Annotated in this window: 19 protein-coding genes; 11 read left to right on the top strand and 8 right to left on the bottom strand. The window is 61.0% G+C overall.

Features of this window, described 5'->3' with window-relative positions; all coding sequences use genetic code 11:
• Positions 1 to 60 precede the first annotated feature (60 nt).
• The 4 genes from P3T25_RS00575 to P3T25_RS00560 all read right to left on the bottom strand — a co-directional run bounded on the left by P3T25_RS00575 (position 61) and on the right by P3T25_RS00560 (position 4,498).
• The gene (locus P3T25_RS00575; protein WP_429357241.1) at positions 61 to 1,221 is read right to left on the bottom strand and encodes an HlyD family efflux transporter periplasmic adaptor subunit; all 1,161 of its coding nucleotides are present in this window, start codon (positions 1,219 to 1,221) and stop codon (positions 61 to 63) included.
• A 65-nt stretch (positions 1,222 to 1,286) separates the two neighbouring features.
• On the bottom strand, positions 1,287 to 2,795 hold the full coding sequence (locus P3T25_RS00570) for an efflux transporter outer membrane subunit (protein ID WP_154567435.1): 1,509 nt from the start codon (positions 2,793 to 2,795) through the stop codon (positions 1,287 to 1,289).
• Between the two features lie 130 nt (positions 2,796 to 2,925).
• A complete protein-coding gene (locus P3T25_RS00565; protein ID WP_154567440.1) occupies positions 2,926 to 3,360 on the bottom strand; it encodes a MarR family winged helix-turn-helix transcriptional regulator in 435 nt (144 codons plus the stop codon).
• Positions 3,361 to 3,589: 229 nt separating this feature from the next.
• Positions 3,590 to 4,498, bottom strand: a complete 909-nt coding sequence (locus P3T25_RS00560; RefSeq protein ID WP_154567439.1) for a LysR family transcriptional regulator — start codon at positions 4,496 to 4,498, stop codon at positions 3,590 to 3,592.
• Positions 4,499 to 4,742: 244 nt separating this feature from the next.
• Here P3T25_RS00560 and P3T25_RS00555 point away from each other — a divergent pair, with 244 nt between their 5' ends.
• From P3T25_RS00555 to P3T25_RS00540, 4 genes are all read left to right on the top strand, one after another.
• A complete protein-coding gene (locus P3T25_RS00555; RefSeq protein WP_154567434.1) occupies positions 4,743 to 5,309 on the top strand; it encodes a TetR/AcrR family transcriptional regulator in 567 nt (188 codons plus the stop codon).
• Positions 5,310 to 5,513: 204 nt separating this feature from the next.
• Complete coding sequence (locus P3T25_RS00550) at positions 5,514 to 5,939, top strand: organic hydroperoxide resistance protein (protein WP_429357240.1); 426 nt, start codon at positions 5,514 to 5,516, stop codon at positions 5,937 to 5,939.
• A gap of 37 nt (positions 5,940 to 5,976) precedes the next feature.
• Positions 5,977 to 7,005 (top strand): alpha/beta hydrolase, encoded by a 1,029-nt coding sequence (locus P3T25_RS00545; protein WP_154567432.1) that lies wholly within the window; start codon positions 5,977 to 5,979, stop codon positions 7,003 to 7,005.
• A gap of 228 nt (positions 7,006 to 7,233) precedes the next feature.
• On the top strand, positions 7,234 to 7,944 hold the full coding sequence (locus P3T25_RS00540; RefSeq protein ID WP_154562829.1) for a hypothetical protein: 711 nt from the start codon (positions 7,234 to 7,236) through the stop codon (positions 7,942 to 7,944).
• A gap of 256 nt (positions 7,945 to 8,200) precedes the next feature.
• Here the strand turns inward: P3T25_RS00540 and P3T25_RS00535 are convergent, their stop codons facing one another.
• Positions 8,201 to 10,681 (bottom strand): phospholipase D-like domain-containing protein, encoded by a 2,481-nt coding sequence (locus P3T25_RS00535; protein WP_429357239.1) that lies wholly within the window; start codon positions 10,679 to 10,681, stop codon positions 8,201 to 8,203.
• Positions 10,682 to 10,842: 161 nt separating this feature from the next.
• Here P3T25_RS00535 and P3T25_RS00530 point away from each other — a divergent pair, with 161 nt between their 5' ends.
• The gene (locus P3T25_RS00530; protein ID WP_266239832.1) at positions 10,843 to 11,433 is read left to right on the top strand and encodes a TetR/AcrR family transcriptional regulator; all 591 of its coding nucleotides are present in this window, start codon (positions 10,843 to 10,845) and stop codon (positions 11,431 to 11,433) included.
• Between the two features lie 152 nt (positions 11,434 to 11,585).
• On the top strand, positions 11,586 to 12,563 hold the full coding sequence (locus tag P3T25_RS00525; protein WP_429357238.1) for a zinc-binding dehydrogenase: 978 nt from the start codon (positions 11,586 to 11,588) through the stop codon (positions 12,561 to 12,563).
• A 63-nt stretch (positions 12,564 to 12,626) separates the two neighbouring features.
• Here the strand turns inward: P3T25_RS00525 and P3T25_RS00520 are convergent, their stop codons facing one another.
• The gene (locus P3T25_RS00520) at positions 12,627 to 12,968 is read right to left on the bottom strand and encodes a hypothetical protein (protein ID WP_429357237.1); all 342 of its coding nucleotides are present in this window, start codon (positions 12,966 to 12,968) and stop codon (positions 12,627 to 12,629) included.
• A 222-nt stretch (positions 12,969 to 13,190) separates the two neighbouring features.
• On the opposite strand from P3T25_RS00520, the gene P3T25_RS00515 reads away from it, so the two are divergent.
• From P3T25_RS00515 to P3T25_RS00505, 3 genes are all read left to right on the top strand, one after another.
• Complete coding sequence (locus tag P3T25_RS00515; protein WP_266256913.1) at positions 13,191 to 14,018, top strand: MipA/OmpV family protein; 828 nt, start codon at positions 13,191 to 13,193, stop codon at positions 14,016 to 14,018.
• Positions 14,019 to 14,028: 10 nt separating this feature from the next.
• A complete protein-coding gene (locus P3T25_RS00510; protein WP_429357236.1) occupies positions 14,029 to 14,724 on the top strand; it encodes a response regulator transcription factor in 696 nt (231 codons plus the stop codon).
• Positions 14,725 to 14,787: 63 nt separating this feature from the next.
• Positions 14,788 to 16,104, top strand: a complete 1,317-nt coding sequence (locus P3T25_RS00505; protein WP_408517812.1) for a sensor histidine kinase — start codon at positions 14,788 to 14,790, stop codon at positions 16,102 to 16,104.
• A gap of 13 nt (positions 16,105 to 16,117) precedes the next feature.
• On the opposite strand, the gene P3T25_RS00500 is transcribed toward P3T25_RS00505, so the two are convergent.
• Positions 16,118 to 16,888, bottom strand: a complete 771-nt coding sequence (locus tag P3T25_RS00500) for a DUF4410 domain-containing protein (RefSeq protein ID WP_429357235.1) — start codon at positions 16,886 to 16,888, stop codon at positions 16,118 to 16,120.
• Between the two features lie 592 nt (positions 16,889 to 17,480).
• A complete protein-coding gene (locus tag P3T25_RS00495) occupies positions 17,481 to 17,927 on the bottom strand; it encodes a hypothetical protein (protein WP_429357234.1) in 447 nt (148 codons plus the stop codon).
• 355 nt (positions 17,928 to 18,282) lie between these two features.
• Between P3T25_RS00495 and phaP the strand changes: the two genes are divergently transcribed.
• Both phaP and P3T25_RS00485 read left to right on the top strand, forming a co-directional pair.
• Entirely contained in the window at positions 18,283 to 18,708 is a 426-nt protein-coding gene (gene phaP / locus P3T25_RS00490) for a phasin family protein (protein WP_266239848.1), read from the top strand.
• Positions 18,709 to 19,324: 616 nt separating this feature from the next.
• The gene (locus P3T25_RS00485) at positions 19,325 to 19,774 is read left to right on the top strand and encodes a DUF2844 domain-containing protein (protein ID WP_429357346.1); all 450 of its coding nucleotides are present in this window, start codon (positions 19,325 to 19,327) and stop codon (positions 19,772 to 19,774) included.
• Positions 19,775 to 19,785 lie beyond the last annotated feature (11 nt).

Raw genomic sequence — 19,785 nt, 5'->3', positions numbered from 1 at the left:
TCCTGTGTCTGGCAAGAAAGGCGCGGCATCTTTCACGTGCCGCGGTCCAATGAGCGGCGGTCATTCGTTTTCGGCGATGATCCGCGCGATCGCGGCATCGGCCTCGTCGCCGTACTTTGCGAAAACGTCGGTCTTATAGGCGGACGTAGACTGCCTACCGAGTTGGGCGCCGGCAGGGTCCTTGACGTTGACATCCACGTTCATTGACAGACCCACTCGCAGCGGATGCTTTTCCAGTTCCGCGGGTGGAATCTCGATGCGCACCGGCAGCCGCTGCACCACCTTGATCCAGTTACCCGTCGCGTTCTGCGCCGGCAGCAGCGCCAGTGCCGAACCAGTGCCTGGCGTAAAGCCCACCACCTTGCCGTGATAGACGACCGCGGAGCCGTAGACGTCGGCTGTCAGCTCAACTGGTTGCCCAACCCGGATGTGACGAAGCTGCCACTCCTTGAAGTTCGCATCGACCCAGACCTGCTCTAGCGGCACCACCGACATCAGCGCTGCGCCGGGTGACACGCGCTGCCCGACCTGAACCGAGCGCTGTGCGATATATCCGGTCACGGGGGCCGGCAACGTGGTGCGCGCATAAGCCAGGTAGGCGTCGCGAACGTGGGCGGCGCTTGCCAGTACGTCCGGATGCTTCTCGACCGACGTGTTGGCCGTCAGCGCGCGATTGGCGCCAAGCTGCTGCCGGGCTGCCTCAAGCGAAGCCTGAGCCGACCGGACCGCGTCACGTGCATGTGAGATTTCCTCGTCCGACACCGCCCCCGTCATGCCAGTGGCAAGCCGGCGCTTCAGATCGTCCTGCGCCTTCGAAAGATCCGACTGGCGTTCAGCGATATCTGCGCGGTATCTGTCGTCGTCGGCATATAGGCCATGGACTCTGCGAACGGTTTGGCCCAGATTGGCCTCGGCCTGTTGCAACGCAATCCTGGCGTCCGCGGGATCGATCTGGACGATCGGTTCGCCCTTCCTGACGATTTGCGTGTTATCCGCATTGACCCCGATGACGGTTCCCGTGACCTGCGGCGTAATTTGCACGACGTTGCCGTTGACGTATGCGTCGTCGGTGTCCACATGGTGACGGGCGTCGACGAAATAGAAAGCGCCATACGCAGCGCCTGCGATCGCGAGCGAAGCGACAAGCAGCGAAAGCAGGAGTTTGCGTTTGCCGGGCTTCTTTTCCGGCTCTTTATCCGACAGTGATTGAGGTGCGTTCATGGGTAGCTCCAATAAAGTTTGATGGTCGCGCTCAGGCCGATACGCCCGAGTGCCGATCTGGTCGTTCAGTGAGTTGCCGTGCTGCCGGACGGCGCAGGAATCGGTGTCTCCGTGTTTGCGGCAAGGCCAGCCTGCGAAGCATCGAATCCGCCGCCTAGTGCCTTGATCAGCCCGATTTGCATGCCGCGGCGATTCATTTCGAGGTTCACGACGGCTGTTTCGGCTGCGAGCCGGTTGTCGTCGGCGTTCAGTACCTGCAGTTGCTGATTCAAGCCAGCCTTGTATCGAACGAGCGCCAGTTGGTAGGCTTTGGTCTGTGCATCCAGGGCCTGCTGCGCATCGACCAGTTGACGGTCGGCCGAGTGGATCTGCGTGACCTGCGTGGCAACATCGGATAAAGCGCTGATCAACGTCTGGTTGTACGTCGCGACGTCGTAATCGAAGTCCGCGTAGCGGCCCTTCAGTTGGGCGCGCAGCGCACCAGCGTCGAAGATAGGAAGATGAATCGCGGGTCCTGCCTGAAGTTGGCCGCTTCCAGCCGTCAGGAATCGCCCCCAGCCAAACGCGTCCAGTGCAGCTGATGCGGAAAGATTGACGTCCGGAAAGAACTCGGCCTTTTTTTCCTTTACATCGTGGATTGCTGCATCCACCTGCCAATAGGCCGCAACGATGTCCGGGCGCCGCGAAATCAGGTCGGCGGGCAGGTTGTCGGGAAGCGCGACGCCGGCGCCCTCTCCAAGCGACGGGTTGGCGATCTTGAGGCCGCCATCCGGTCCTTCGCCGAGCAGGGCACCCAATTGGTAGCGGACGGTCGTGATCTGTCCATCGAGGTCACTGACGCTGGAGCGGCTCGTTGCGGTTTCGCCGTATGCGGTCTGCCGCTCAACATTGGTGTCGAGCCCCGCACCCACGCGCCCATCCGTGATTCGGCCGATATCCTCGCGATTCTTCACTTCGCGAGCCTCGATATCACGCAGCGCATAGAGCTGCGCAAGATGGTTGTAGGTGCTGGCCACCGACGCGGCCAAAGAGATGCGCACCTGCTCGGCTTCGGCTTCGGCGACCTTCTCCTGCGAGACAGACTGACGAAGCCGTTCGCGATTCTTGCCCCACAGGTCGAGATCAAACGAAGCACTGGCGAGCACGTTGTTCTCGCTCTGCCAGGTGCCGTTGACCGGCGGTGGAGCGGACCCATTGTCGCTATAGCGCTCGCGCGTCCATGAATAGCTTCCCGTCACGTTTGGATAGAGTGCGGAATGGGCCGTGCCGACTGAGGCAGAGGCTTTCTCAATGCGTGCACGTGCCTGATCGATCGTTGGATTGCCGGCCAGTGCCTCGTCGATCAGCCTGGGCAGCTGCGCATCGCCGAACTGCTTGGCCCAATCCATTGCAGGCCACTGTCCGCCCTCGGCAGGCAAGCTCTCCTTCGTTTCATACTGGGTGGGTGGGGCAATCTGCTTGTCGCTTTTGATGCCGGCGTAGTTGACGCATCCGGCGAGGCCAAGCGCCGCCACCGCCGAGGCTATCGTGGCAGCCCATGCGCTCGCTCGGAGCTGGGGTCGGTCGTGATTCATGATGGTTTCCGTTTTCCTTTGGCTCATCTGGGTTGTATGTCTTTTCTTCACTTGAAGTGCATATGCACACATTAGCGTTTAATTTTTCACTGATCGATCTACCGCAGTGAATCAATCTGTTGCGTTGTGGTTATCTTTCGGACAGGTAGCTCGTCATGCGAAACAGTTCACTTCGCAGATGCGCTGCCTGTTGCGGGCCAAAACTACGTTCGAAACTGGCCTGCGCCGTTGCCCAATGAGCGGCCGCTTCGTCGAGCTTCGTTATCCCTCTTCTGGTGAGTACGACTCGCAGTCGCCGATTGCTTTGCGGTTCGGCAGGAGCAACCACGAGGCCACGCCGAAGCAGGGGTTTAAGCGCTCGAACGAGGGTCGTTCTGTCCATCACCATCGCTTTGGCCAACTCGGCCATCGTCAGATTCGTACAACGACTCAGCGTTTTGAGGACGCTGAACTGCGTGGGCGTGATGCCGGCCTCAGACAAATGACGCTCATAGAGCTTTGAAATATGTCGGGAGGCTTGACGAAGAGCGAAACAGTCGTCGTCCGGAAGATCGTTTGAGTGCATACGCACAGAGTAATGCGGCCCCCGCCGGGAAGCGATGCTGGCCGGATTATCAGTTTGTTGTCGTTTCGTGCACCAATCGCCCGGGGAGCAACGGGGAAGTGGGCCGGGCGCCGACCGGGTGCACGCTGCGTGGGCCGGATCCAGTCGGGCTCGTCACCGAACACCGAAAGCGGCGATTCATCGCGCCCTTTTTTGTTTCCGACGCGCTTCGCAGCTCGAATTTGCTGCACTAGCGCGATGTCGCCAGCGTTTCGAAGAAGGCAGCCGCATAGTCAATAAATGCACGCACCTTGGCAGGCAGCAGGGTCCGGTTGCTGTAAGCGAGCTGGATTTCGACGCTGTCGTCGGCAAGCCGCGAACCGGTGAGCAACTGGACGAGCTTTCCCGAGGCCAATTCGTTCTCTACAAGGGCTGCCGGCACGACACCGATTCCGAAACCCTGCAGCACCATTTCCAGGTTGAAGGCAGGGCTGTTCGACGAAACATCGAAGCGAAGCGGAACGCTCAACTCGTCCTCGCCAATCCGGAAGCCGATGGCGGGGCGGCGAATGGACGGCGACATCGGCACAAAAAGATGCTCGGCCAGTTCCGATGGATCTCCCGGCGTTGACGACGCCTCCAGATACTGCGGCGTCGCGACGATCACAACCGGAATGCGCTCGAGCAGACGCACGACCGTTGTTTCGCTCGTCAGCATGTACGGAAGAACGAGGCCAAGGTCGAACCCGTCGCCGACCAGGTCGACGGGCCGCTCCGTCAGCGTCACGTCGAGCGTGACCTTCGGATGGGCCCGCTTGAATCCGGCGATCAGGGGAACCAGCCGGCTTACCGTCGCCGTCGTATGGGCGACAAGGCGTAAGACGCCACCCGCTTCGCGTGTCTGGTTGGCTACGTCCGCTTCGAGTAGATCCAGGTCGTCCAGGATACGCACGCAGCCTTCGTAGAATCGTTCCGCGGCTTCGGTGAGCGAGACCTGCCGGGTCGTCCGGTTTAACAGCCGGCATCCGATCCGCTCTTCCAGCCCCGCGATTGCCCGCGACACCGCCGGCCGGGCCAGCCCATGAATATCCGCCGCGCGGGTGAAACTCTTCAGTTCGACCACCGACCGGAAAATGCGTAGGCTTTCGATATATTCCATGATGAGATCTCGTCGACCAACGGGAACAAAGGATAGACGGAATGCCGTTTTCAGCGCCACCGGAGGTGCCAGTTGCGGATCCTGTCTCCCACGGTATTTCGCAGGATAGGCAACGGTTGAGCCGGCGACAGAAAACAGTCTATGCCACAGCGGCGCCGCCTTCATGTCTGGTAACCACGTCGCGTCGGTTGAAAAATTGCGAAGGCGCTTGACAGTCTATCTATGAGTAGATATAGTTCAACCCATGGAACCGACAACGACAGTGCGCGAACAGATCCTCGACCACGCAATCACGCTCATCATGCTGCGTGGTTACAACGGGTTCAGTTACCGTGATCTGTCCAGTCTGGTTGGCGTAAAAACCTCGAGCATCCATTACTACTTTCCGTCGAAAGACGATCTGGTTCTGGAGGCGGTTAATGCGTACAGCAACGAGGTATTGGGCGCGCTCCATGGCATTAACGCTTCATTGGCCGCGGACACAAAGCTGAGCAAGTACGCGAAGCTGTTCGGCAGGACCCTCGGTGACGGTAATCAGATCTGCCTGTGCGGCATGCTGGCTGCAGACATCGAATCACTGCCCGACAACATCCGCCAGGCCGTGCAAGCGTTTTTTAAAGCGAACGAAAGCTGGCTCGCCAAGGTTCTCGCGCAAGGCGTGCAGGAAGGGACGCTGGCGGTGAACGGCAAACCGGAAAACGCGGCACGGGCACTGTACGCGGCTTTTCAGGGCAGTGTGCTCGCAAGCCGTCTGTTCCACACCAAGGCCCGGCTCGAAGACGTCGAGGCGACGGTGCGGATCGCGAAGTGAAGCTCGCACCGCGGTAGTCAGGTAATCAGGTATGAGGCGGTACGCCGCCTCTTTGTTGGCGCACTCATCTATCTCTGAGTAGATAGATGAGTGGGGAGTATGTCGTAGCCAGGAAAAGTCTGGTTTGTCAGTTTAATTTTGCGGATTAATCTATCTAGTAGTAGATAGTAAATTCGATCACTCACTCTTGTAGGGAGCCTCACCATGTCACTCGATAAAGTCCTCTACCGCGCTCAAGCTCATGCCACCGGTGGCCGCGATGGCCGCGCCGTGGTGCCAGCAGGCAACCTCGATTTCAAGCTGACCACGCCGAAAGAACTGGGCGGTGCGGGCGGCGAGGGCGCCAATCCGGAACAGCTCTTCGCGGCCGGCTATAGCGCCTGCTTCCTCGGCGCGATGAAATTCGTCGCCGCCCGCGACAAGATCGCCATCCCCGCGGACGTCTCGATTGACGGAAGCGTCGGCATCGGCCTGATCCCGAACGGCTTCGGCATCGAAGTGGAATTGAAGATCTCCCTGCCCGGCATGGCACGCGAAGCGGCGCAGGTACTGGTCGACAAGGCGCACATCGTCTGCCCGTACTCCAACGCCACCCGCGGCAACATCGACGTCACCCTGACGGTCGTCTAAGCCTCAGTCTCTCACCATCACGAACCTGGAAAAAATCATGAAGACCTTCAAGCCTTTGCTGCTGGCCGCTGTACTTGCAACCAGCGCCACCCTCGCCATCGCCGCAAGCCCGGCAACACCCGCCTCGCCCGATCTGGTGACCAGCCAGTTCCTGCATGCGTTGAACAGCGGCACAGGACCGGCAATCAACACGTTGACACCGGCGCAGGCGCGTCAGGTGCTGGTCGGCGCGCAGAACAGCGTGAAGGTCGATCTGTCCGGCATCGATGTGTCGAACAAGACCATCGAGCAGGACGGCATCAGCGTGCCGATCACGATCGTACGGCCGCAAGGCGCCACGGGCACGCTGCCGGTCTTCATGTTCTTCCACGGCGGCGGTTGGATCCTTGGGGACTTCCAGACGCACGAGAGGCTGGTGCGCGACCTCGTCGTGCAATCCGGAGCAGTGGCGGTGTTTGTCAATTACACGCCGTCGCCCGAAGCGCGTTACCCGGTGGCGATCAATCAGGCATACGCGGCCACCAGATGGGTCGCGGAGCATGGCAATGAAATCGGTGTGGACGGCAGCCGCCTCGCAGTAGTGGGCAACAGCGTCGGCGGCAACATGGCCGCGGTTGTGTCCCTGATGGCGAAGAACAAGCAGGGCCCTGCAATCCGCTTTCAAGGCCTGATGTGGCCGGTGACGGACAACAATTTCAGCGACGGTTCGTACAACGCCTATCCGGAAGGCCACTTCCTGACCCGGCCGATGATGAAGTGGTTCTGGGACGCGTACACAAAGGATCCGAAGCAGCGCAATGAGATTTACGCTTCGCCGCTGCGTGCTTCAGGTGATCAGTTGAAGGGCTTGCCGCCGGCGCTGATCCAGGTAGCGCAGTCCGACGTACTGCGCGATGAAGGCGAGGCCTATGGTCGCAAGCTCGACGCCGCGGGCGATGAAGTCACGACGGTTCGCTACAACGGCACGATCCACGACTTTGGCTTGCTTAATGCACTCGCCGGCGACGCGCCGACCAAAGCCGCAACCAGGCAGCTTGCCAACGAGTTGCAGGCGCGTCTGAAGTAAGCCGTAAAACCCTGGCCGCGGCGCAATTGCGTAACAGCATCGTGCCGCGGTTACCGGAGCGTTCGACTTTACGTTGATGCAAGGCGTTGTCCGTGTTCCGGCACGGAACAGTTTTATTTCCCTTGTTATGTAAGTCGATTACTGAAACGGCAGCCTATGCCGCTCCGTGTCCGATAGCAAAATAAACGGTATATACTGTTTATACGGTTATCAACACGGAGAGACCACATGACAACACCCGTTACGAAAGAGCACACCAAGAAGGCGTTCCACTTCCCCAAGAGTTCGTCCAAGCACGCAGTAGATGGCGCCGAGCCGGTAGTCGCGGCGGACCAGCCGGCGGAAGCGGCACCTGCCGTCGAAAAGGCGTCCAAAGCGAAGCGCGCGGCCGCCGCGGAAGCAACGCCGGTCGTCAAGAAAGCCGCTAAAAAAGTGAAGCGCGCGGCGACTGCGGAAGCGAAGGCCGCCGTCAAGAAACCAGCCAAAGCGAAGCGCTCGGCAACAGCGGAAGCGGCCCCTGTCGTCAAAAAGGCAGCTAAAGCGAAGCCCTCGGCAGCGGCGGAAGCAAAGCCTGTCGTCGAGAAAGCAGCCAAAGCCAAGCCCGCGGCCACTACCGAAGCGGCGCAAACCACCAAGAAAGCAGCCAAGCCGAAGCGTTCCGCAACTGCGGAAGCCGCGCCTGCCAGCGCTCCGGAAGCCAGGAAAGCCAAGCAGCCGAAGAAAGAGAAAGTCGTGCGCGACAGCTTCACGATGCCGAAATCGGACTACGACATGATCGCGTCTCTCAAGCAAAAGTGTCTCGACGCCGGCGTGCCGGTGAAGAAGAGCGAGCTGTTGCGAGCAGGCCTGATGATGCTGGAATCGGCTGCGCCGCAGCGCCTGCTGGCCGCGGTGTCGTCGCTCGAGACGGTGAAGACGGGGCGTCCCGCGAAGGGCTAAACCCGGCCGATGCAGGGTTTAGAGGAAGGCGTGCCCGCCCGGGCGGTGTCGGACTGCAGCGCATCCGGCTGCAAGTTCTCGAGCCGTCGGGGCGGGTACGAAGCATCATCATGACATCGCCATATTGCTGGCAGGTGACGGACAAATTACGTCGAACCGCCAGCCGCTTCCCACCCGATCCGCCTGGCACGTTGTGCCGCTTCCGTTTTTGCAGAGCAGGTTTCCAGAACCTGACAGGCGAGCTTCGCCAGCCTCCTCAGCTCCCCACCGGCGAAGCCAGATAATTCCAGTCGTGCAGGAAAATCTGCTCGAAGTAAGCGGCGGCATCGGCGCTATGAATAATCAGCCCCGCATCGCGATTGCGCAGCGTGCCGTCCGCCGACCAGTTCTGACTGCTGACCATGACGACGTTTCCGTCGACCACGATTCCTTTGTTGTGAACGTTCGCCTGCCGGCGCAGTACCGACGACGGCACGCCCGCCGCGACCAGCTTTTCGACCCATGCGTCGTTCTGAAACTGACTGGTGATCAGGCGCACGTCGAGTTTGCGGTCGATGAGCGCCTTCACCGCCGCAATCAACGCGTCGTGTTGTGCATCGTCCGGGCGTCCGCTCGGATGGATATATTGGGTCTGCATGTAGAAGCGCTGCTGGGTGGACTCGATGAGCGCCTGGACATGCGGCTGATAGTTATCGGGCGTCAGTAGCGGCTGGATTTGTACGGTATCGCTCAAAGTCCTGGGCGCGAAGAACTGGCGCGGGGCTTTGCCGGCTGCAAACGCTTCGATCGGAACGTCGAGAGCGGCGGTCCCGGCTCCCGGAATATCCATCCCCATTGCCTTGGCTTGAGTTATCGCGTCGCGAGAGACCGCATAGTCGTTCTGCAGGAACGAGCGAAACGTGCTCGCCAACGCCTTGCTCGTGACAATCACATGCCAGTCCCGATCGCTCTTCTCGGCAAGCTTGCGCGCGGCAGCCACGTCCGAGAGATCGATCTCCGGCTGGTTGCTGTTGTTCCAGTTGCCCGAAGAGAGCCAGAAGGTATCGTCTTCGCGCACGGCGACCTTGATGTGATACGCGTTCGGATAGATCCAGACAGGGGCTTTCGGGTCGGCATTGGTGAGCGCCCAGGTGCCGGCGAAGCGCTCGCCGAGCGCGGTCGAGAGATCGGCTTGGGTTTGCTCGTCGGTCTGGTCGGCCGTGGGATTCTTCGCGGGATGGTCGAGCGTAAGCGTCAGCTTCTGGCCTCCGGAAAACGCGGACTCGACTGCGGTGAGAATGTGCTCGGAGGTGAAGTCGTACATTCCCACCACCAGTTCTTCGCGAACGCCGGCGATGAAATTCGATAGCTCCGCCCATCCGGCATCGGGACTCACGTGCAGTACCAGAGAGACCTGTTCCGTCACCGCATCGAGACTCGCGCCGGGCGCCGGTGTGTACGGAATCTCCTCTTTGCGCGCACGGGCAGCGAGGAACATCTGGAGCGGCGCAGGCGGACTCGCGAGTACGTTGCCTTGTCTATCGAAAAACACCTGGTCCGCGAAATCGGGCTGCCGCAGTTCATGGCGAGCTTCAGCCAGTGCGCAATATCGCGAGGGGTCTAGCGCCTGCATCGATTCCATGGCGTCGGCAGCGCGTACATCGACGGGTACGCCGTCGATCTGCTTCGGCAGCGCCGCTTGCAGTGCTGTGAGCCTGTCCGCCACCACGGTGACGACAATGGCACGCATGACAGCGCGTCCAGGCGCCGGCCATTGCAAGCCGCTACGCACGGAGAGCACGCCCTCTTGCCGGAACGACTCGGCGTGCGTGTCGAGCATGGTCCGGATATCGATCGCCGGGGTTTCCCGTGCTGAACCGGTGGTGTCGGCAGAGTCCGTCTTGAGGCGGGCGAGCGCCGCCGAGAAAAGGGCCGCGCCGGTTGGCAACGCACTGGCGAATATCATGCGGCGCGCGTCTCGCCGTTCCACCGCCGGCGCGCTGGCTTTCAATTGCGAGAGCGGCTGAGGCAACTGCGTTAGGCCGTCGACGAAGCTGCGCAGCGACCGTCCGCCCGTCAGCGATCCGCCACCGGGTTGCCCGGATGCGAGATCGATAATTTCGGGTGCGCCGAAATGCCTGACCTGCTGCAACTTGTTGTTCTGCGGGTTGAACCAGGTGAGGTAGCCATTAGGCAGCACCTGACGGGGCCGCGTGATCTTGCCACTGAAACTGTAGCGTGCGCCCGACGTGCCGGCAGGGTCGAAATAGTTAGGCGTGTAGAAGTCCGAGACCAGCACGTCGTCGATCAGATAGGCGCAGGTTGCGTCTTCGGGCGGATCGCATATCTCGACCAGATATTCGACTTTGCCGTCACCGTCCTGCACTTCGTTGTCGACGATCGTCACCGCATTGGCCGCGGTGAGGCGGTTGCCGCCCGGATCGACCAGCATTTCGAGTATCTCGTGACTCGCCGACAGCGACCACGTATTGCCGGCCAGGACAACCGCGAACGGCTGGTTGTGCTCGGTCAGGTGAAAGCCGGCGGCCCCCGCTTGAACCTCGTCCACCACGTAAACCGGCCAGACGCCTGGGTCGAGATGGTCGATGGACTCGAGCGCGACGACGGTGCCCGACACGTTCCAGATCGGGGCGAGATCGCGGCTGAGCTGCAGGTTGAGTGCCTGCGCGACACGGACGACATCGGTGTAAGGTACGGCGGCGGATTGCGACACGATTCCAACGCGGGCGGTCAACATGGCATGTCTCCTGGGTGAGGACGGAACAGCTCATGCTCAGGGTGACGCGTTGTTATGGCGTGGGCATGACAGCAGTGTGTCCGTCCCGCAAAGCGGCCACGATCGAGTCGCCAGAATGCGCTCTAGACGACTGGTCTAATTGAGGCCATAATCCGCTTCCTATGAGAGCTAGCCATCCCCACATTCGCCGGCACATCCTCGACGCCGGGCGCGCGCTGATCGCACGCAAGGGCTTTGTCGCGGTCGGGCTGAACGAGATTCTGACGACCGCCGAGATCCCGAAGGGCTCGTTCTATCACTACTTCGGCTCGAAGGAATCGTTCGGCAGCGAGTTGCTGCAGCAGTACGTCGCCGACTACGCGGTCCGTCTCGACGAACTGTTCGGTCGGCCCGGTGTCAACGGCCGGGACAAGCTGCTGAGCTATTGGGCTGCCTGGCAGCAGGAGCAGCTCGATCAGGACGGCGACGAAAAGTGTCTGGTGGTGAAGCTGAGCGCGGAAGTCGGCGACCTGTCCGATGAGATGCGCGTGGTGTTGCGCGACGGCGTCGACCGCTTGATGGTGCGTCTTGCTTCTGTGATCGAAGAAGGCCAGGCAGACGGCTCGCTTTCGCCGGAGATCAGGTCCAGGGAGGCGGCCGAACTCCTGTACCACATGTGGCTCGGCGCGGCGCTCATCACCAAGCTGCGACAGGATGGAAGCGCGATGGCGCAAGCCATGGCGGTCACACAGAGCGTCCTGCGCGCGGCATGACATGGCTGCGGCTGAGGTCTTGGTACTGATGAGACTCGTCGAACAGAAGCACTCAGAAAACCATTTGCAGAAGCACCCAGAGAAGCACTCGCAGAACCCCTCACTCCGCGCAGAACGGAGTCCTCATCGTTGCACATTTCAGGAGACAGACTGTGCGTAGCGTTATCTATTCCTCTTTCGGCAATCCCGCCGAGGTGCTGCAGGTCGCGGAACGTCCCACGCCGAATCCCGGTGCGGGTCAGGTGCGCATCAAATCGACCTTGTCGCCGATTCACAATCACGACATCTGGACGATTCGCGGTCAATACGGCTACAAGCCGAAACTGCCGGCCGTGGGTGGCACTGAAGTCGCCGGCGTGATCGACGCGATCGGCGAAGGTGTCGAACACTTGAAGCCCGGTCAACGCGTAGTGGTGGCCGGCATCTACGAGGGCTGGGCCGATTACGTTCTGGCGCCGGCGGCAGCGGTGGTCCCGCTGCCTGACGCGATCAGCGACGAAACAGGTTGCCAATTGATCGCCATGCCGTTGAGCGCGGTCATGTTGCTCGAATATCTGCACCTCGAACCCGGTCAGTGGTTCATCCAGAACACGGCGAACGGTGCGGTCGGTAAGACTCTGGCGATGCTCGCCAACGCGCGCGGCATCAATGGGGTCAATCTGGTCCGGCGCGAGGCGGGCATTGCGGAATTGGCCGAGGTCGGCATCGGCAATGCAGTGTCGACCGAAAGCGAGGGCTGGAAGAAGCGGGTTCGTGAGATCGTCGGCGATGCACCGGTCATGGCAGGTGTCGATTCCGTGGGAGGCGACGCTAGCGGTGACATCTTCGGTCTGCTTGGCGAAAACGGCACCCTGGTGTCGTTCGGCGCGATGTCCAATGAGCCGATGCGCCTCAGCTCCGGCGATGCGATCTTCAAGCAGGCGACCGTCAAGGGTTTCTGGGCGAGCAAGATTTTCGAGGTCACTTCGGGCGCGGATAAAGCGCGAATGATCGGCGAATTGCTGAGGCTCGCTGCGTCGGGCGAGTTGAAGCTGCCGGTCGAAGCCGTCTTCGATGTCGAGGACGTGGCGCAAGCGGCAGCGGTGAGCGGGAAGAGCGCGCGCAAGGGCAAGGTGCTGTTGCGGTTCTAACGAGCGAAGGCGTGTCGCTGCATCGCGCACAAGCGTGTGCCGTGCAGTGTCACGCTGATGCAATCAATCGATGCAGTGACGTCCCTGCAGTTCCACATGCAACTGGACGAGCCACGCACGCGCGCAATATGCGTCGATCGATGCCTGGCCGGCGGGCTCGTCGAGCAATCTGACCTGGTGGGCCGCTAAAGCTGCGTCGAACGCGCGGCGTGCGGCCCATCTCAACGAAAGCATGACGACCAGAGCCAGTCCGATCGTGGCCACGTGGTAGGGCAGCAAGGGCGCGTTGTCGTCGAACAGGCCGAACAGCACTGAAAGGATCAGGCTCGGAATGATGGCGACGCACGTCGAGAGGCAGAAGAGCACGGCGTTTGCGCGCAGTGCGGTTGTATTGGTGAGTTTCATCGAGTGAGATCCCGCGATCGGATAGCGGTCTCGATGCTGAACTCGCGTGACTTACCTGATACTTACGGCCGGCGGGCCTTGCCGAGGCATCTGCTGCCGCGATCGTTCCCTATCCCGTGCGCTGTGCCCCAATACGCCTGTTCCCGCCGTTTCGAGTAAGTAACGAGTAAGTCCAGTGGTTCTAGAGTCGATGCTGCCTCATCCATCCACTCAGGACTCGACGTGAAAAAAACTCTTCGCCGTGAGCGCAGGTTGTTACTGGCTATCGCATCGTTCGCATCGTTCTGCGCGTATTCGGGCGCGGCTTTGGCCGACGGCCTGAGCCCTGAACCGCCCACAGCGGACGACACAGGCTTCACCGTGCTGAACAATTCCACGAACGTGACACATTGGGGCCTGGGCGTGGGCGCGGGCATCGAGCAGGCGCCCTACAAAGGCTATGGCACGAAATTCACGCCGATTCCGCTGATCTCGTTCGACAACAAATGGGTGCATGTCTTCGGTACGGCTGTCGATCTGAAGATCGGCAAGTGGAGCAACGTGAGCCTCGCCTTGCGTGGACAGTACGCCCTCGGCGACGGCTACAAGGCGTCAGATGCGCCGATTCTGAACGGTATGCAGAACCGCAACGGTGCGTTCTGGTACGGCCCGGCGCTTGCATGGCACACCGCATACGGCACGCTCTCGGGCGATTTTCTGGAAGGCGGCAACAAGGGCCAGAAAGCCACGATCGATTTCAGCAAGTCCTTCGAGTACGGGAAATTCGACTTCGAACCGCACGCCGGCGTGGATTGGTTGAGCCACAAATATGTCGATTACTATTACGGTGTGCGCTCATCCGAAGTGCGCGCCGGGCGCCCGGAATATACCGGCAAGGCGACCTACGACATCTCGGTCGGAACGCGTATCGACTACAAGTTCACGCGCCATCAGATCCTGATCCTCGACGTCGGCGTCGAGCACCTTGGTAGCGGCATTACCGACAGTCCGCTGGTGGGCAAGCGCTATATTCCGCAAGCCAGGGTCGGCTACCTTTACGAATTCAACTGAGCACCAGCGCATGTCGCGTGTCGCACTGATCGAAGACCACGAGCGCCTCGCCGGCATGATCCGTCAGGCACTTTCCGCTGCGGGCATCGAGACCGATGTGTTCGGCACCATTTCGGAGGCGCAGTATGGCGTGAGCCGGGCCGACTACGCGGTGCTCATCATCGATCGCGGTTTGCCGGATGGCGACGGCCTGACTTTTCTGCGGACATTGCGCGCGGCAGGGCAGATGACGCCGTCGCTCATGCTGACGGCGCGCGACGCGCTGCATGACCGCGTCGACGGACTGGAAAACGGCGCGGACGACTACGTGACCAAGCCCTTCGCGATGAGTGAACTGGTCGCGCGGGTGCGTACGCTGATGCGCCGGCCGGTGGCGCTGACGGATCTGGTGATTTCGTTCGGCGACCTCACGGTCGATCCGCAGCAACGCGCCATGCGCTGCGGCGCGCAGTCTGTTCTGCTGGCGCCTGCCGAGTTGCAGATCGTGCTGTGCCTCGTGAAGGCGGCGGGCGCCACCGTCCGGCACGCGGCGCTCGAACATGCCGCGTGGGGACTCGGCGAAGCCGTCACGCCCAATGCGCTCGAAGTCACGCTGCATCGTCTGCGCAAGAAGCTAAGCGCGCTCGGCGCGACAACGCGGCTCGCCAATATTCGCGGCGCGGGCTTCGCGCTCCAGGTTGCCGCCGGGTCCGCCGGACAGCACTAAATCAACGGCCCATTGCTCACCATGTTCAATCACTGGATTCGCAGTTTATCCGCGCGGCTTTGGGTGACCAGCATTGTTGCACTCGCGATCAGCCTGACCGTGCTGGCGACGGCCGCTACCTATGCGTTCAGTCACTTCCCTCAGCAGATGCTCGGGTTGCACGAGGAAATGGAAAGCGCCACGGCGATTGCGAGTGGACTCCGGTTCGACGGTACCGGCCGTCTGGTTTCCGTGGCGCTTCCTTCGGAGAAGGCCTGGCTTTTCGAGGTGGCGCCGACGGAACTGAAGTACCGGGTACTCGACGAACGCGGCAACGTGTTGCTGGCTTCGAACGGCGCCGAGGGGCGTGAAGCATGGATTGCCGGCGATCTATCTGGGGCCGTCGGCAATGTTCAGCGCGTGGAGATTGGGGCGAAGCCGTTCGAAATCCTGACGCTACGGGTTCCGCATGGTTCGGCGGTTTTCTATACCCAGACCGCGACGTCGGAGCGCTTCGTCAACGCGATTATCGACGCCAAGATCAAGCCGATCCCGGCGATCATCAAGACGATCGTTCTCGTTGCCACGATCATTTTTGGCCTGTCTTTGCCCTTTACCGTGCATCGGGTGCTCAAGCCGCTTAGAGAGGCATCGCGCGCGGCTGCGCGCATCACGCCGCGCAACCTCACCACGCGGCTTTCCACCACGGGCATTCCGAGTGAAATCAAACCGTTGATCCATGCCTTCAACGAAACACTCGATAGACTCGAAAAAGGCTTCGCCGTGCAGCAGCAGTTTCTCGCATCCGCCGCGCACGAGTTGCAGACACCGCTCACCTTGATCCGCGGCCAGATCGAACTGCAGCCCGGGATCGACGACAAGGACCTGCTGTTTCGCGAAATCGATCTGATGGCGCGTCAGGTTCGACAACTGTTGCATCTCGCCGAAGTCAGCGAGTCGCAGAACTTCAGCTTCGGCGAGGTGAATATCGTCGACGTGGTGCAGGACGTGGTGGCTTATCTTGCGCGCAAAGCCGACCGCAGGGAGGTGACGCTCCGGCTCGAAACCACGGTCGCGCCGTCGTCGATCTGGGCCGACCGAAGCGCGTTGTTCATTCTGCTCAAGAACATCGTTGAAAACGCGATCAACGCCTCGCCGGCGCATGGCACGGTCGTGCTGATCGTCGATGCCGTCTCGGTGCAGGTTCAGGACGAAGGACCGGGCATCAGGCAGGAGTATCTGCCGTTTCTCTTCAAGCGGTTCTGGCGCGCGCCGGATGCCCGGCATGAGGGCGCCGGGCTCGGCCTCGCGATCTGCAAGGAGATCGCCACGGCTCACGAATGGCGCTTGACCGTGAGCAGTCTGGTATCGGGCACGCGCTTCGCGGTGTGGTTTTCGTAGCGCTGCGGATTACTTATCCCTTGACGTGCTCCGTCGAGAGCCAGCCGCCGCTTACACCGATCTGCGCCACCTGTTTGGCCACCGCGTCGGCGAGGCGCTTGGCATCCGCCGAAACACCGGCCTTCTTGGTTTCGGACATGGCGTGCAAACCGCCGCCCACGGCTGCCGAGGTCGCGATGCTTCCGGCTGCGGCGCCCACGCCGGCTGTTTCGACCATGCCGGGTGCTTTGCCGCTGTCGCCGGTGGCATTGAAACTTTGCACCAGCCGCGCGGTGCCGCCCGCCGGTTTGTAGAGAATCTGCACGGAGCTGCTCACCTCGCTCTTGCCGGCGCCGAGTCCAATCAGTACGCGGCGCCGGCGATTACCCGCGTCGATCTTGTCGAAGCTGCCTTGCACGAGCAGGACGTTCTGATCGGCGGGGGCGGGGACGTCCGAGCGAATTGCGCGCAGCCCCATCGATTGCAATTGATGCACGATTTCGTTGGCGACCTGCTCACGCACGGCGATCGCATCGGCCGATTGCTTTTCCGCAGCGGACGAGCCGTCGAGTTGCGACTTCAATTTCTTCAGCATGCCGCCGTTGTCTAGTTTCACCTGATCCGGATTGCTGTCGAAGGTGTAGACATAAATATTGTCCGGGCGCACTTGCGGCTGTGCGCTGGTCTGGGTCGCGTTGTTGATGCTGCCGCCGGCGCAACCGGTCAGGAGCGCACTGCCGCAGACCATTGCGACGCATGCAAAACGGGCGGCATTCTTTTTGAGGAAACTCACTGAAGTCAACATGTTCATCCTGTCGTCGGCACGCGGTGCCGTTAGCTTCGAACGCATCTTCCGATGATCGGGCAACCGTGGGATCGTTGATCATCGGGGTCGCATTCGCACGCGCGTTTTCACGCAAAGCACCCTTGATCTCATGCGTCTTTTTTCGTACGCACCGGCAGCGAAACGAAGTATGGGCGAGTCACTTCCCGAACTCCATTCAACAATTATTTCGCGCAATGTCACGGCGAAACATGCAGCCGCGGAGCGGGTTTGGCATGGGGTGAAAGCGACAGTGGGGTGTCAACTCAAGGCAAGTTTGACGATGCAGCAAAGAACGAAGACGAGCAGGGCGGCGGCGACTGCCATATTGAGCGGATAGCGCATTGTTCACCAGGCACTAGCGTTACGGTGCTCTCATCCTAATCACCTGAGGGAAGATGAAAAGTGGGCAGTGAGGCGGCTATGTGCGCAAGCTAACGCAGCGCGCCGAACGGCTGCGTTGCTTTTCGACGGGAGCGCTTCCAGCCGATTTTGTATCGGGACGAATTGCCGTGTCCCTCGCTTCGGGTTGGAATTACCGGCCTTTCGACTGCGGGACGATCTGGTCCGCGCTTTATTGCGGAGCAGGCGGTTGCACCTCTGCTGGCATGCCACGCGGCGGCCTGTTCGTCGCCACGAGATCTTCCGACAGACTGGTGCGCAGCGTAGCGATGGCCTGGTCGGTATTGGCCGGCTTCAACTGCTCGCGGGCCAGCGAGTCGTACACGTAGTGGCGCAGCATCGGATCTTGCGTCTTGTTCAACACCTCGTGATACACGGCGACGATCTCGCCCTCACGCCCGCTCATTGCGTACAGGCGGCGCAACTGTTCGAGGTCGTTGACCACCGCGAAACCCGGACCCATCGGCCCGTGCGGCGAAGGTGGCCCGTCGCCGTGATGCGGCTCGCCGTGCGCGGGGGCCGAAGCGGGCGGCGGCGCTGCCGCTTCCTGTGCCAGCGCGCCGGTGGCGGCCACGGTCAGAACGGCGGCCAGTGCCGCGCACAGCAATCCTTTTTTCATGATGTCGCTCCCATTGAGACAGCACCGGCGCAACGGTGCGCCAGCACATCGGAAACGATAGTCGACATGCCGTTTCGTCGGGTTACTGAAGCTATCCTGTAACTTACCGGACCTTGCATGCTTCGTGGCCGAAGGCGCAAAACGTTCCGGCAAAGAGACGCTCGACGCCAGGGTGTGCCCGCTGGCGCAATGCAACCGGATGGCGCATGATTGACGCACTGTGCCGTCCGACCCCAGAAGCAGCACGCCTTTTGCGGGAGGCTCGGCGCACGCGACGCCACTGGTGCCTATGCCGAAGAAACCCATCGCGGCGATGCACTGCGGGCGAGTATTCAATCGTTAAGGAGGATTTCGCATGAGCCAACCTGACGCCGCCAATCCGTTTGGCGATTTCACCAAAATGCTGGAGCAGTTCAAGCTTCCCGGCTTCGACGTACCCGCCATCATGGAAGCGCGACGCAAGGACGTGGAAGCACTGGTTCAGGCGAATCAGACGGCATTCCAGGGCATGCAGTCACTTGCGCAGAAACAGACCGAGATGCTGCGTACCACGTTGGGCGAATTGCAGTCGCTCACCGGGCAATTGTCGGCCGGCGGCGCCGCGCCTCCGGCGAAAGCCGCCGAACTGATCCAGCAAAGCCTGCATAAGTCGCTCGCCGACATGCAGCAGTTGGCGCAAGCCGCGTATCAGACGCAGGCTGAGTCGTATGCGGTGATCGCAAAACGCGTAGAAGAAAATGTGCAGGAGCTTAAATCGCTCTTGCAACAGCAGAAAAAGTAACGGACGCTGCCGGGTTCGAATCGCTCGATTCGAACCCGGCGCGGCTTGCAGAACTCGCAATGAATTAGCAATGAAGACCCGATGCCGCGAATGACCACCAGGTTGTCCGCGGCATTTTTTTTGCCGCCTCGGAGCGCGCTCGTACGCGGTTTTCTCTTCACACAAGAGCAGTCCGCACGTGCCGCAATAATCAGATGAAATAGGCCGATCAACGCGAATTTTTCAGCGAACGCTTACATTACTCGCAACATGCGACACGCATTGATATTTTTCTGCTGTGGCCCCGTTATTTAATACGTGTGTTCGCTTTAAACAGGGCGTGTCGGCAAAATCTGCGCTCAAGCGACGCCCCTTGGTGATCCTGTCCTCAAATATCAAACAGGTTCAAACGACGTCGAGCATGAAGAAGGTTTAAATCGTCCCGCAAACGATTGCTGTGCCCTTGCGCGATCGCTAAAGTTTCGCGCTGCCACTCCGTAGACGCATTCACGCAACCCAACCGGTGTGAATGCAGAACCGGCACCGCCGGTCAGGAGTGCGCCCCTGGATTCCCGTTCGTGATCGGCTCACCCGCCGGCCACGAGCGTTTCACCTCGAAGGAAATCTCTTGAAACCGATGCTTTCTACAAGCATTGCTCGCGCAATGCTCGGGGCAGGCTGCGCGCTGTCGTTTGCCGCGCACGCCACGCTCGGCCAGAACGTCAGTTCTGTCGACAGCGATCAGACGAGCCTTCATGCAGTGGCTCATACGATCACTACGCAAAGCGCGTATTCGGTGCACCTGGTGACGATGCCGTCCGGCACGCTGGTGCGCGAGTACGTCGCGCCCAACGGCATCGTCTTCGGTGTCGCGTGGCAGGGCCCGACGCTGCCCGATCTGAAAACCATGCTGGGCGCGTCGTTCGACCAATACGTCGCCGCCACCGCAACCCGGCGTGGCACGCCGCTCGCGGTGTCCGGCAGCGATCTGGTTGTGTTCTCCGGCGGGCACCTGCGCGCGTTTGCCGGCTACGCCTATCTGCCGCAAGCGGTGCCTGCGGGCGTCGATGTCGGCGTCATTCAATAACGGAGCGGATC

The organism is Paraburkholderia sp. GAS32, assembly GCF_050434225.1.
GTDB lineage: Bacteria > Pseudomonadota > Gammaproteobacteria > Burkholderiales > Burkholderiaceae > Paraburkholderia > Paraburkholderia madseniana.
The sequence above is the reverse complement of the archived record's forward strand: the minus strand, read 5'-3'. Positions and strand labels throughout refer to the sequence as shown.

What these genes read in the sequence shown, in the direction of transcription:
- P3T25_RS00575 (WP_429357241.1), bottom strand. Translation starts at nt 1,221, where the DNA reads ATGAACGCACCTCAATCACTGTCGGATAAAGAGCCGGAAAAGAAGCCC.
- P3T25_RS00570 (WP_154567435.1), bottom strand. Translation starts at nt 2,795, where the DNA reads ATGAATCACGACCGACCCCAGCTCCGAGCGAGCGCATGGGCTGCCACG.
- P3T25_RS00565 (WP_154567440.1), bottom strand. Translation starts at nt 3,360, where the DNA reads ATGCACTCAAACGATCTTCCGGACGACGACTGTTTCGCTCTTCGTCAA.
- P3T25_RS00560 (WP_154567439.1), bottom strand. Translation starts at nt 4,498, where the DNA reads ATGGAATATATCGAAAGCCTACGCATTTTCCGGTCGGTGGTCGAACTG.
- P3T25_RS00555 (WP_154567434.1), top strand. Translation starts at nt 4,743, where the DNA reads ATGGAACCGACAACGACAGTGCGCGAACAGATCCTCGACCACGCAATC.
- P3T25_RS00550 (WP_429357240.1), top strand. Translation starts at nt 5,514, where the DNA reads ATGTCACTCGATAAAGTCCTCTACCGCGCTCAAGCTCATGCCACCGGT.
- P3T25_RS00545 (WP_154567432.1), top strand. Translation starts at nt 5,977, where the DNA reads ATGAAGACCTTCAAGCCTTTGCTGCTGGCCGCTGTACTTGCAACCAGC.
- P3T25_RS00540 (WP_154562829.1), top strand. Translation starts at nt 7,234, where the DNA reads ATGACAACACCCGTTACGAAAGAGCACACCAAGAAGGCGTTCCACTTC.
- P3T25_RS00535 (WP_429357239.1), bottom strand. Translation starts at nt 10,681, where the DNA reads ATGTTGACCGCCCGCGTTGGAATCGTGTCGCAATCCGCCGCCGTACCT.
- P3T25_RS00530 (WP_266239832.1), top strand. Translation starts at nt 10,843, where the DNA reads ATGAGAGCTAGCCATCCCCACATTCGCCGGCACATCCTCGACGCCGGG.
- P3T25_RS00520 (WP_429357237.1), bottom strand. Translation starts at nt 12,968, where the DNA reads ATGAAACTCACCAATACAACCGCACTGCGCGCAAACGCCGTGCTCTTC.
- P3T25_RS00510 (WP_429357236.1), top strand. Translation starts at nt 14,029, where the DNA reads ATGTCGCGTGTCGCACTGATCGAAGACCACGAGCGCCTCGCCGGCATG.
- P3T25_RS00500 (WP_429357235.1), bottom strand. Translation starts at nt 16,888, where the DNA reads ATGTTGACTTCAGTGAGTTTCCTCAAAAAGAATGCCGCCCGTTTTGCA.
- P3T25_RS00495 (WP_429357234.1), bottom strand. Translation starts at nt 17,927, where the DNA reads ATGAAAAAAGGATTGCTGTGCGCGGCACTGGCCGCCGTTCTGACCGTG.
- phaP (WP_266239848.1), top strand. Translation starts at nt 18,283, where the DNA reads ATGAGCCAACCTGACGCCGCCAATCCGTTTGGCGATTTCACCAAAATG.
- P3T25_RS00485 (WP_429357346.1), top strand. Translation starts at nt 19,325, where the DNA reads ATGCTTTCTACAAGCATTGCTCGCGCAATGCTCGGGGCAGGCTGCGCG.